The sequence below is a fragment of the Micromonospora sp. DT231 genome, from assembly GCF_049847025.1.
Lineage (GTDB): Bacteria > Actinomycetota > Actinomycetes > Mycobacteriales > Micromonosporaceae > Micromonospora.
Genome location: NZ_JBNCNO010000025.1, coordinates 22,514 through 34,251, shown reverse-complemented (window position 1 = coordinate 34,251; position 11,738 = coordinate 22,514). Strand labels below are relative to the sequence as shown.

Here is an 11,738-nt window from a genome sequence, read left to right as displayed (position 1 = left end):
TCCATCGACCGAGCCAGGCTCATCGGTCGGACCCACTGTGCGACACACCCGACCAACCCACAAACCAAACGCGCTCTCAGGCCGTCGGCACCGGCTCCCCGCGCTGCCGGGCGACATGCTCGACCAAGGAGATCAACACCATCTTCCCGGACTGCCGGTCGCGGGCGTCGCAGAGCACCATCGGCACGTCCGGGTCCAGGTCGAGAGCCCGGCGTACGGTCTCCAGGTTGAACCGGCGGGAGTCGTCGAAGCAGTTCACGCCCACCACGAACGGGATCCCACGCTGCTCGAAGTAGTCGATGGACGGGAAACAGTCGGCGAGCCGCCGGGTGTCGGCGAGCACCACCGCGCCGAGCGCGCCGAAGGCCAACTCGTCCCACAGGAACCAGAACCGGTCCTGGCCCGGTGTGCCGAACAGGTAGACCTGCAGGTCGTCGTTGATGGTGATCCGCCCGAAGTCCATCGCCACCGTGGTGGTCGACTTGCCCTCCACCCCGGAGACGTCGTCGGTGCCGATCCCGGCGCCGGTCAACACCTCCTCGGTCTGCAACGGGCGCACCTCGCTGAGGGCACTGACAAGTGTCGTCTTGCCAGCCCCGAAGCCTCCCGCGATGAGGATCTTCAGTGCCAGCGGGATGGTGGTGCCGGTGCCCGTATGGTCATAGCGCACGGAGTCCACTGACCACCGCCTTGAGGATGTCGTCGTCGGGAAGAATTCCGGCGGCCGGCGGTTCGTGCACCGCGACCAGGCCCTCGGCCAGGAGATCACCGAGTAGTACCCGGACCACACCGACCGCGAGGTCCAGTTCGGCTGCCAACTCGGCCACCGACACCGGCCGGAGGGCCAGCGCGATCAGCCGCCGATGCTCCGGGAGCAGGTGCGGATGGCCCGTCGCGTCGACGTCCGATTCCGCGAGCACGAACGCGACCAGGTCGAACCCGTCGGCGGCGCCGCGTACCCGGCCTTTGGTGAGGGTGTACGGGCGCACCACCGGGCCGGCCTCGCCGTCCAGCCACTCGTGGTGCGGCCCGGGGGGCTCAGCCCGCATCACCGGCTCCCGTCGACGACCGGGCCGGCACGGCGAGGCTCTCCCCCACCCGGATGACGAGCATCGCCATCTCGTACGCGACCAACCCGATGTCCGCGTCGGCGTCGCTCACCACCGCCAGGCAGGCGCCCTGTCCGGCGGCGGTGACGAAGAGGTACGCCGACTCCATCTCGACCACCGTCTGCCGGACCGGGCCGCCGTCCACGTGCCGGCTGGCGCCCCGCGCCAGGCTGGAGAAGCCCGCGGCGAGCGCACACAGGTGCTCCGCGTCGGAGCGCTCCAACTCGGCCGAGCAGCCGAGCAGCAGACCGTCGGCGGACAGCACCACCGCCTCCCGGGCGGCCGGCACCCGTTGCACCAGCTCGTCGAGCAGCCAGTCCAGGCCGGCGCTCTGCTTCGTCGAATGCCGCACTAGGCGTCCCTCTCAGTCACGGTCGGGGGTTCGGGGGGCGTCACCGGGCTGCCCGGGGCAGCCGGTCCGGTGGGCGCTGTCGGCGTCGCCGGAGCGGCCGGGGTGGTGACGGTGGCGCGTCCGCGCGCCGTGCCGGCCTGCAGGGCCGCCATCACCCGGCGCACCTCCTCCGGGGAGCGGGGTGCCGGGGTGTCGGCGACCGTCGACCGGGGCTGGGCGGCGGCGGGGGCACGACGGCGTACCCGCCGGGGCAGACCGTCCAGCTCGTCGTCCACTGCCGACCCCGCGTCACCCGGCCCGTCACCCGCCGGCAGGCCCGAGGTCGGTGCACCGGTGGGTGGGGCGGACGGTGCGGCGGCGGCGCGCGGCGCCGTGGGCGGGCGGGTGCGGGGCGCGGTGACCCGACGAGTCGGGCGGGCCAGCCGCCGGGCCGGGTCGGCCGAGGAGGCGGGCAGCGTGGCGGGGTCGGGTCCGGCCGGCGGCTCGGCGGTGACCAGGTCGGCGGGGATCAACACCACAGCCGACACCCCGCCCTGCTTCCAGGGGCGCAACCGCACCCGTACGCCGTGCCGGGCCGCCAGCCGGGCCACGACGAACAGGCCGAGCCGGGCGCTCTGCGCCGGGTCGAACTCGGGCGAGCTGGCCAGCCGGGTGTTGGCGGTCTCCAGGGCCGCGTCGGACATGCCCAACCCCTGGTCGGTGATCTCCAGGGCGTAGCCGTTGGCCACCTGTTCCCCGGCGACGGTGACCCGGGTGTCCGGCGGGGAGAAGGCGGTGGCGTTCTCGACCAGCTCGGCGAGCAGGTGGATGACGTCGCCGACTGCCCGGCCCAGCACGCCGGCCGGCTGCACGCCGGTGATGTCCACCCGGTCGTACGCCTCGACCTCGGAGATCGCGCCGCGGATCAGGTCGACCATCGCGACCGGGTTGCGCCAACCCCGGCCGGGCGCGGAGCCGGCGAGGATGACCAGGTCCTCGGCGTGCCGGCGGAGCCGGGTCGCCAGGTGGTCGACCTGGAAGAGCTCGGCCAGCTCGTCCGGGTCCTCGGCGCGGCGCTCCATCCGGTCCAGCAGGTGCAGTTGGCGGTGCACGAGGCTCTGGCTCCGGCGGGCGATGTTGAGGAAGACCTCGTTGAGCCCGCGACGCAGGGTGACCTCGTCCACGGCGGCCTGGACGGCGGTGCGCTGCACCTCGGTGAAGGCGCGCCCGACCTCGCCGATCTCGTCGTGGCCGTACTCGAGTGGCGGCGCCTCCCGGGCGACGTCGACCTGCTCGCCACGACGCAACCGGGCCACCACGTCCGGGAGACGGTGTTCGGCCAACTCGAGCGCGGCGGTGCGGACGCCACTGAGGCGCTGGACCAGCGTGCGGCCGAGCCGCAGCGCCACCAGCACCGAGACCACCACGGCGACGAGCCCGAGCACACCGGCGGCGGCGAGCCGCACCAGGATGCGTACCGCCATCGGCACGGAACGGTCGGTGAGCCCGTCGGCCTCGGCCAGCTCGAAGTCGCGCAACTGCTGCTGCACCGCGTCGTGGCTGGCCTGCCAGGCCGCCGCGTCGACCGGCGGTCGGCCGGAACGGTTGGCCACCAGCAGCGCGTCCTGCATCGTGCGCAGCCGGGTGAACGCCTCGCCCTCGGTCAACCGTTGGTACGCGACCCGGGCGGTCTCGGGCAGGTCGGCCACGGCGTTGTCGGTGAGCCACCGTTGGTTGCCGATGGTCTGCACGAGTTGGGTGTGCTCCCCCTCCGCGAACCGTCCGGTGCTCAGGGCGCCGGTGAGCAGCGCGTCGCTCTGGCCGAGCAGCTCCCGGGAGCGGCCCAACGCGGTGAGCGCCAAGGCCTGCCGGTTGAGGTCGGGGTCGTCGAGGGTCGCCATGGCGGAGAACGCCTGGAAGGCCGCGGTGACCATGCCGCTGTACAGGCCGATCACGCCGCTGCGGTCCAGACTGCGGTCGTCGATGAACTGCCGGCCGGCCGGCAGCGCCGCCAGGGCGGTGACCAGGTGGTCGATCCGGGCCTCCAGCGGATCGTCGGCGGCGTCGCGCAGGGCTTCGCCGTCGACGCGGCGGCGCAGCTCGGCGACGGCCCGGTCGGTGCGCTCCCGTTGCTCGGCCAGGACGGGCAGCCGGGTGGTGCCCGCGAGTTGCACCACCGAGAGTCGCCGCTCCCGTTGCAGCTCGGTGACCACGACCTCGCCGGGGCGACCCAGGTCGTAGAGCAGGGTGCGGGCGGAGAGCAGGCCCAGGGCCGGGCCGAAGGTAAGCGTGGTCGCGAAGATCCACAGCGCCAGGAGCGCGGTCACCGGCGCGACGACCAACGCGGTCAGCTTCGAGCGGATCGGCCAGTCGCGGGTTCTCATCAGACCTCGCCCGTACAGGGGTGGCAGGAGGGGTGCCGGCACCGCCGGGCAACGCTTCGGCCGGCGGTACGCCCGGCGTGACGCCGGACACCGGCGCGGGCGCCTTGGGCAGGATACGTAATCGGGGGCCGATGCACTACTGCCCGTCGCGCGGACATCGACGCTCCGGGATGCGCCTCACCGGGCCACGGCGGATGCGCTCCCGATCGACCCGGGCCGGCGCGCTTTCTGGACTGGATCAGGTCTGCGCCGGTTGGCGGGGCGGTGGCCCTCGAACAGCGCCTCTCCCCCGCTCTCGGACGCAAGCCGGCCAGAAAGTACCCCGGATGGGGATTGGCGATCAGTGCGCGGAGGGAATACCAGGTGACGAAGGAGGAGCCCATGTCGCCAACGCAGGTAATCGTCATCGTGCTCGTCGTGCTCGTGATCGTCGCGGTGCTGGCCGTGGCCGTCCGGTCGCTCGGCCGCCGTCGCGCGCTGCGCGACCGGTTCGGGCCGGAGTACGACCGGGTGGTGGAGGAGCAGGACAGCCGGTCCGCCGCGGAGCGCGAACTGCGCGACCGGGAACGCCGGCACGCCGAGCTCACGCTCACCCCGCTCAGCCCGGAGTCCCGGGCCCGCTACAGCGCCGCCTGGGAGGAACTCCAGGTCCGCTTCATCGACTCGCCCGGCGAGACGGTTGGCGACGCCGACACTCTGGTCACCCGGCTCATCGAGGAGCAGGGCTACCCGACCGGGGACTTCTCCGACCAGATCGCCCATCTCTCCGTCGAGCACGCTCGCACGCTTACCAACTACCGCGACGCGCACGACATCCACCTGCGCAACTCCCGGGGCGAGGCCAGCACCGAGGAGCTGCGGCAGGCGGTCGTGCACTACCGGGCACTCTTCGCCGATCTGCTCGGCGAGGAGCCGGTCGGCCACCGTACGCCCGAACAGCGCCACCACCCGGACCACGACTCCACGAGCCGCTGAGGAGGCCCCCCGATGCGCCAGGAAGAGCAGCAGGCGAGCAACGACCACCCGGAGGCCGTCCGGTCCGCGCCCGTCCCGGTACCACCCACCGGCGACCGGGCCGGCCACTCGGACGTCCCTGAGGACGCCCTGGACGACCGGGACGCCCCGTACGACCCGGTCGACGACGAGCACGCCGACGACTCCGACCCGCGCCACCGGCGGGACGACCGCTCGGCCGACGAGGTGGGCTTCCACGAGCCGGGGCCACTGCCCACGACGTTCGGTGCCACCACGGTGGCCGACGCGGTGGCGGCCTCGGCACTGGCCAGCCCCAACCCGCAGGACCAGCCGGACCCCAGGGCCGAGCGGACGGCCCAGCCGGGCGACGGCGCCGAGGACGGCGAGCGTGAGGGCCTGCGGGCCGACCCCACGGCCGAGTTGCACCGCCGGGACGCCGCGCCGGGGACCGACCCGGACGCGGTGGCCGCCGGTGCCGCCGGTTACGGCAGCGCGACCCCGGAGATGGTCGACCCGGACGCGGACGGCGAGCCGGTCGACACCGAGGGCGACGGCACGTCGTTGGGGGCCGCCGGGACATCGCGGCCCGCCGGGTCGACCGTCGCGGCCGAGCCGGCGACACTCCTGGACACCGACACCGCGCAGGGCTTCCGGGACCGCTGGCGGGACGTGCAGCTGCGTTTCGTCGATGATCCGCACGCGGCGGCCGGCGAGGCGCAGTCGCTGGTGGAGGAGGCCATCCAGGCTCTCTCCTCGGCGCTGGCCGCCCAGAAGAACACGCTGGGCGGGTGGCAGGACGCCGGCTCGGCCGACACCGAGCAACTGCGGATGGCGGTACGCAACTACCGGGACTTCCTGGACCGCGTACTGGGTCGCTGAACGACGCTCCGAGGGGCGCCCCGGCCGGTTGGTCGGGGCGCCCCTCGCCCTGTGGGACCACCCGCGCGACCATCCGATTCGCCCGAAACCAGCTCAACAGACGTCGAGGCGTGAAACCGTCCGCGGAGGGGTAATACGGCGCGCGCGCAGCAAGCAGCGCGGACCGCAGGACGAGGGGTGACGGAATGGACGGCGACGGTCTCCGGCTCAACATGAACGGCCTGGACTACCTGATTCTGGCGCTGTACTTCGTCACCGTCCTCGGTGTTGGCATCGCCGCGCGCCGGGCGATCCGGACCAGCGTCGACTTCTTCCTCTCCGGCCGATCCCTACCGGCCTGGGTGACCGGGCTCGCCTTCGTCTCGGCGAACCTGGGCGCGTTGGAGATCATCGGTATGGCCGCGAACGGCGCCCAGTACGGCGTCATGACGGTCCACTACTACTGGATCGGCGCGGTGCCGGCGATGGTCTTCCTCGGCATCGTGATGATGCCCTTCTACTACGGCTCCAAGGTCCGCAGCGTGCCGGAATACCTGCGGCTGCGGTTCAACCGCCCCACCCACCTGCTCAACGCGCTCAGCTTCGCCGTCGCCCAGGTGCTCATCGCCGGCGTGAACCTCTACGCGCTGGCCCTGGTGATGCAGGCGCTGCTCGGCTGGCCGCTCTGGACCGCGATCGTGGTCGGCGCGGCGATCGTGCTGGCGTACATCACCATCGGTGGTCTGACCGGCGCGATCTACAACGAGGTGCTCCAGTTCTTCGTCATCCTGGCTGGCCTCATCCCGGTCACCGTGATCGGCCTGGTCAAGGTCGGCGGGGTGAACGGCCTGATGGACGCGGTGCGCGACTCCAAGCTCGGCGAGGCGGGCCTGCACGCCTGGCAGGACACCGGCAGCACCGCCAACCCGCTGGGCGCGCAGTGGATCGGCATCGTCTTCGGCCTCGGTTTCGTGTTGTCCTTCGGCTACTGGACGACGAACTTCGCCGAGGTGCAGCGGGCGTTGTCCGCGAAGAACATGAGCGCCGCCCGGCGTACGCCGATCATCGCCGCGTACCCGAAGCTGTTCATTCCCCTGGTCACGATCATCCCCGGCCTGGTGGCCCTGGTGACGGTGAAGGGCCTGGGGGCGGAGACCGGCGACCTGCAGTACAACAACGCGATCCCGCTGCTGATGCGCGACCTGCTCCCCAACGGCGTGCTCGGCGTCGCGGTCACCGGCCTGCTGGCCTCGTTCATGGCCGGCATGGCGGCAAACGTGAGCGGTTTCAATACCGTCTTCACCTACGACATCTGGCAGGCGTACATCCGTCGGGACCGGCCGGACGACTACTACGTGCGGATCGGTCGGTGGGCGACGGTCGCCGCCGTGGTGGTCGGCATCGGCACGGCGTTCATCGCGGCCGGGTTCAGCAACATCATGAACTACATCCAGGCACTCTTCTCCGTCTTCAACGCGCCGCTGTTCGCCACCTTCATCATCGGCATGTTCTGGAAGCGGATGACCGCGCTCGCCGGCTTCTGGTCGCTGCTGCTGGGCACCCTCGTGTCGCTGAGCCTCTACCTGCTCTACAAGGGCGGCGTGATCGACTTCAACTCCGACCTGGAGGAGAGCTTCTGGGGTGCCGGCCTCGCCTTCGTCACGGCGGTGGTGGTCGCCGCGATCATCACCCCGCTCACCGCGCCGAAGCGCGACGAGGAGCTGCGCGGGCTGGTCTACGGCACGGGCGGCGTCGACATCAAGGGTGACGTGCTCGCCGGGGACGCCGTCTGGTACCGCTCCCCCGTGCTGCTCGGTCTGATCGCGGTCGCGCTGGCCGCCCTCTTCTACATCCCGGTCTTCTAGGAAAGGAGTCGGCAGATGAGCAGCAACGACGGCCAGCCGGCACAGGACCCGCTGATCGACCAGACGCAGGAGGAGCAGCGCCGCTCGGCCGCCGCCCGGTTGTTCGACATCCGTCGGGTGATCGGTGGTCTCTTCGTGGCGTACGGGGTCATCGTGACGCTGATCGGCCTCTTCGACAGCGCCGCCGAGATCGACAAGGCCCAGGGTGTCCGGATCAACCTGTGGGCCGGTTTGGTGATGCTCGTCTTCGGCCTGCTCATGCTGCTCTGGCAGTGGCGGCGTCCGGCGGAGCCGCCGGCCCCCAACGAGCAGCAACCCGGCACCTGACGGCTGCCCCTTCGACACGAGCCCGGCCCGCGGCACGAGCCGGGCTCTCGCGGCACGAGCCCGGCCCTCGCGGCACGAGCCCGGCCCTCGCGGCACGAGCCCGGCCCTCGCGGCACGAGCCCGGCTCTTCGGCATGAGCCCGGCGCGAGGGGGTACGCCGGGGAAGCAGGCAACGTGTCGGACACAGGAGGCACCACCATGACCGATCGCGATCGGCAACCGCCGTTGGAGGACAGCCCGGAGGTGGCCGCGGCGGTGGACGACGACGCCACCGTCCCGCAGTTTCGGACCGGCGGCGGCCCCGACCGGGACACCCCCGGGTTCGCCGAGCCTCGCAGCCGGCCGGACGACCTCGCTCCGGACACCGACGAGCTGATCGGCGACCCGTACGGCGCCGGCACCGGGGCGACCGGGACGGGCACCGGGGCCGGTGGCGACAACATCCGCACGGGTGCCGAGCAGCCCTGGGAGCCGGAGGATCTGGTGATGGCCCGCGGGCAGGACCTCACCCCGGAGAACCTGGACAAGGCCCGCCGTGATCTGGCCGAGCAGGGTCGGGCGGCAATCGAGCGCACCGTGCCCTGATCGGGCACAGGGGGGGTCCCCGACCCGACCTTGACGGTCGGATCGGGGACCCGGGGGACCTGCCGCCGGCAGTGCCTCACCTACTGCCGGCGGCGGGTGGTTACGATCGCGATCCGGTCAGAGCGCCGGGTACGCGTTGCGCATGAGCTCCTGGAACTGGGCGGAGAACCACGCACCCGAGATCGGCGCGTCGCCCAGGGCCCCCGACGGGTTGTTGCCGTTACGGGCGTTGCCGCCGTAGGTCGGGTCACACATCCGGTCGAAGCCCTTGCCCTCGTTGTTCGGGATCTCCTTGCTGGAGCCGTCCGACTCACCCGGCGGCTTCACCCAGACGTACGCGTCGATGCCCGCCGCCGGGTTGGCCCGCGGCCGCTCACCGAGACCGGCGCCGGCCTGGTTGCACCAGTTGCCGAGGTGGGCCCGGCGGTCGATGCGACCACCGTTGACGTAGGTGTCCACGCTTGTCATCGCGCCCGGCCCGGTGGGCCGCGCGGAGCCGCCCCAACCGTTGCGGGAGGTGTCGATCAGCATGCCGATGTTCGAGTTGAAGCCCAACGAGACCAGCTTGGTCCGGAACGCCTGGGCGAACGACAGCTCGTCGACGTAGAAGTTCCAGTCGACCCACTTGGACTGCCGCACCGTCTGGCCGTTGACGTTGTCGGTGACCTTGAAGTACGGCTCCTGCAGGGCCGAGTAGTTGGCCGTGTTGGTGATGAAGCCGTGCACGTTGTTGACGGTGCTGCCGGAGGCGACAGCGGCGGTCTTCAGGATCTCGGCGCTCGGGCCGAAGTTGCTGTCCCAACCGAGCCAGCCGTGGTGGCCGGCGTCGATGTAGTTGTAGACGTTGCCGATGGCGCCGAGCTTGGCCAGGGCGTAGCCGACACCGTTCACGTACGCGCCGTTGGCCTTGACCGTGTCACACATGACCGTGCCGCCGGGCTGACCCGAGGTGTTGGTCACGATGTTCGGCAGCGAGTCGATCTCGATGATGTTGACGATCCGCAGGTTGCGGTACTTCGCGTCACCCTGGATCGCGGCGATCGGGTCGATGTACTCGGCCTTGTACCGGGGCAGCTCGTTCGGGCCCAGCTCACCGTTGGAGGAGAGCGCGGAGCAGTCCCGGCCGGGCAGGTTGTAGATCACGAACTGGATGTAGCCGGCGCCCTGGCGCAGCGCCTCGTCCAGGTGCTCCCGCACCCCGAAGGCACCGTTGGAGCTGCTGTCCGGGGTGCCGTTGATCGCGGCGATCCGGTCCAGCCACACGGCGGTGGGGTTGTTCGAGACCCGGCTTCCGCCCGGCTCGGCGTCCGCCTTGGCCTTCCACTCCGGGTTCACGTAACCCGGCACCCCGACGTACGGGTTGTCCACCTTCACGCCCGGCGGCGTGCTGGTCGGGGGCGCGCTGGTCGGCGGCGCACTGGTCGGCGGCGCGCTAGTGGGGGGCGCGCTCGTGGGGGGCGCGCTGGTCGGCGGCGCCGAGGTGGGGGTGGTGCCACCGTTGCAGACCACGCCGTTGAGGGTGAACGAGGTCGGCTTCGGGTTGCTGCCGCTCCAGGCGCCGTTGAAGCCGATGTTCGCCGACGCGCCGGCGGCGAGGGTGCCGTTGTAGGACATGCTCCTGGCGGTCACCTGGCTGCCGGACTGGCTGAACTCGGCCGACCAACCCTGCTGCACCCGCTGGCTGGAGTTGGGGAAGGTCCAACCCAGCGTCCAGCCGTTGACCGGGTCGCCGAGGTTCTTGACGGTGATGCTCGCGGTGAAGCCGCCGGCCCAGTCGTTCGTCGTGTAGCCGATCTCGCACTGCGTCGCGGCCTGCGCCGCCGTGACCGGGATCGTTACCAACCCACCGGCGACCAGGGCACCCGCGCCGGCGAGCGCGAGGGCCCGGCGTTGGCCGGACAGCCTTCTCCACACATTCATGCCACTGATCTCCTTGGGCGAGACCGGGCCCACGTACGGCCCGGCGAGACGGCCCGGTGGGCGTCCTGCACGGACGGCCGCCGGCGCCAACGGGATTTTTCGGGGACGCCCGACCCGGACGGGCGATGGTGGTGGTGGTGCACGACCAGCGCGAAGCCGGTCGATTGGCGGCGGGATGTCGCCCCGGTGAACCGGGTGCCCTCGACTGCCTGCCTGCGCGGTGTGGCTCCCCGAACCGCGTGCGCCGATTCTTACATGGGAGCGCTTCCATGGCAATGGCTCGATGCGTGGGGCGCTGTTCGCCGTTGGGCCGTTTCGGACGATACCCCCGAGTTCGCCCGAGCGGCACGTCCGAGACTCGGCCGGCAGTACCGGATGGCCGCAGCGGTCCGGCACGCCGAACACCGAACGCCCTGGGACGCCCGCAAGGCGTCGCGGTGCCAGAGATGACGCGCCGTACGCGGAAAGCCGCGTAGCACCCCTTCACCTCTTACCCGGCCAAAGGTCAAAACGCGAATCTTTCACTTCATAAGTCATGAAACGGTCTAACGTCGGTCTTAGCTCGGTTGTCGCCGGGCTCAGGACAACAGGGATGGAGTGACGCAGGTCATGGCTAAGAAGATGCTCGGGAAGGTCGTTGCGGGCGCCGCGCTCGGCGGCGCGTCGCTCCTGGTGTTCGCACCGGGGATCGCCTACGCCAACGGCCACGACGACGGCAGGGACCAGGACGGCAAGGTCTACGCCAAGCCGCACGTCGTCAAGGCCGGCGAAGAGATCAAGCTCCTCGAGATCTGCCCGGATCGGCAGGAGCACGCGTTCGTGTGGTCCAAGGTCACCGGCAAGGTCAAGCTCAAGCCGGCCGACGAAGACCGGGGCGAGGACCGCGAGTGGGGCGAGGAGGAGGACTCCTACGACCACGAGAACGGCAAGGACGACGAGGGTAAGGACGACGAGGGCAAGGACGAACACGGCAAGGACGACAAGGGCAAGGACCACGAGGGCAAGGACGAGAACGGCAAGGACGAACACGGCAAGGACGACAAGGGCAAGGACGACAAGGGCAAGGACGCCGAGGACAAGGACAAGTCCGGCGGCCAGGGTGGCGGCGCTGCCGCCGACGCCTACGAGGACGAGGACGAGGGCAGCAAGGACTGGAAGGGCGAGGAGCACGGCCAGGACGCGGACGACAGCCGCGACGAAAAGGACTGGGGCTCCAAGGACGAGGACAAGAAGGATTGGGAGTCCAAGGACGAGCACGGCTCCGACAAGGGCCGGGACTCCAAGGACGAGGACAAGTACGGCTCGGACAAGGGCTGGGAGTCCAAGGACGAGCACGGCTCCGACAAGAGCTGGGACTCCAAGGACGAGGACAAGTACGGCTCCG

At 71.1% G+C, this 11,738-nt stretch carries 10 protein-coding genes and 1 pseudogene; 6 read left to right on the top strand and 5 right to left on the bottom strand.

Going from position 1 to position 11,738, the window contains the following annotated elements:
• Nucleotides 1-76 precede the first annotated feature (76 nt).
• Genes ACPXBU_RS34580 through ACPXBU_RS34565 form a run of 4 tightly spaced genes read right to left on the bottom strand, consistent with a single transcriptional unit; the run spans nucleotide 77 to nucleotide 3,824 of the window.
• Nucleotides 77-679, bottom strand: a complete 603-nt coding sequence (locus ACPXBU_RS34580; protein WP_393373962.1) for a GTP-binding protein — start codon at nucleotides 677-679, stop codon at nucleotides 77-79.
• The gene (locus ACPXBU_RS34575) at nucleotides 660-1,049 is read right to left on the bottom strand and encodes a DUF742 domain-containing protein (protein WP_393373965.1); all 390 of its coding nucleotides are present in this window, start codon (nucleotides 1,047-1,049) and stop codon (nucleotides 660-662) included. Before ACPXBU_RS34575 ends, ACPXBU_RS34580 begins: the two co-directional genes overlap by 20 nt.
• Nucleotides 1,039-1,461 (bottom strand): roadblock/LC7 domain-containing protein, encoded by a 423-nt coding sequence (locus ACPXBU_RS34570; protein ID WP_393373967.1) that lies wholly within the window; start codon nucleotides 1,459-1,461, stop codon nucleotides 1,039-1,041. Before ACPXBU_RS34570 ends, ACPXBU_RS34575 begins: the two co-directional genes overlap by 11 nt.
• Nucleotides 1,461-3,824: a sensor histidine kinase gene (locus tag ACPXBU_RS34565; RefSeq protein ID WP_425761367.1), complete on the bottom strand. Its 2,364-nt coding sequence runs from the start codon at nucleotides 3,822-3,824 to the stop codon at nucleotides 1,461-1,463. Before ACPXBU_RS34565 ends, ACPXBU_RS34570 begins: the two co-directional genes overlap by 1 nt.
• A 381-nt stretch (nucleotides 3,825-4,205) precedes the next feature.
• On the opposite strand from ACPXBU_RS34565, the gene ACPXBU_RS34560 reads away from it, so the two are divergent.
• From ACPXBU_RS34560 to ACPXBU_RS34540, 5 genes are all read left to right on the top strand, one after another.
• Nucleotides 4,206-4,799 carry a hypothetical protein gene (locus ACPXBU_RS34560; RefSeq protein WP_393373972.1) on the top strand — a complete coding sequence of 198 codons (594 nt, stop codon included), beginning with the start codon at nucleotides 4,206-4,208 and terminating at the stop codon, nucleotides 4,797-4,799.
• A 12-nt stretch (nucleotides 4,800-4,811) separates the two neighbouring features.
• A complete protein-coding gene (locus tag ACPXBU_RS34555; RefSeq protein WP_425761366.1) occupies nucleotides 4,812-5,678 on the top strand; it encodes a hypothetical protein in 867 nt (288 codons plus the stop codon).
• Between the two features lie 185 nt (nucleotides 5,679-5,863).
• Complete coding sequence (locus tag ACPXBU_RS34550; protein WP_425761365.1) at nucleotides 5,864-7,522, top strand: sodium:solute symporter family protein; 1,659 nt, start codon at nucleotides 5,864-5,866, stop codon at nucleotides 7,520-7,522.
• 15 nt (nucleotides 7,523-7,537) lie between these two features.
• Nucleotides 7,538-7,849, top strand: a complete 312-nt coding sequence (locus ACPXBU_RS34545; RefSeq protein ID WP_393373978.1) for a hypothetical protein — start codon at nucleotides 7,538-7,540, stop codon at nucleotides 7,847-7,849.
• A 198-nt stretch (nucleotides 7,850-8,047) separates the two neighbouring features.
• Entirely contained in the window at nucleotides 8,048-8,434 is a 387-nt protein-coding gene (locus ACPXBU_RS34540; protein WP_393373980.1) for a hypothetical protein, read from the top strand.
• Between the two features lie 117 nt (nucleotides 8,435-8,551).
• Here the strand turns inward: ACPXBU_RS34540 and ACPXBU_RS34535 are convergent, their stop codons facing one another.
• Nucleotides 8,552-10,354, bottom strand: coding sequence for a glycoside hydrolase family 6 protein (locus ACPXBU_RS34535; protein ID WP_393373982.1), 1,803 nt, complete (start codon nucleotides 10,352-10,354; stop codon nucleotides 8,552-8,554).
• 609 nt (nucleotides 10,355-10,963) lie between these two features.
• Here ACPXBU_RS34535 and ACPXBU_RS34530 point away from each other — a divergent pair.
• Nucleotides 10,964-11,738 (top strand): annotated as a pseudogene (locus ACPXBU_RS34530) (hypothetical protein); the annotation flags it as partial.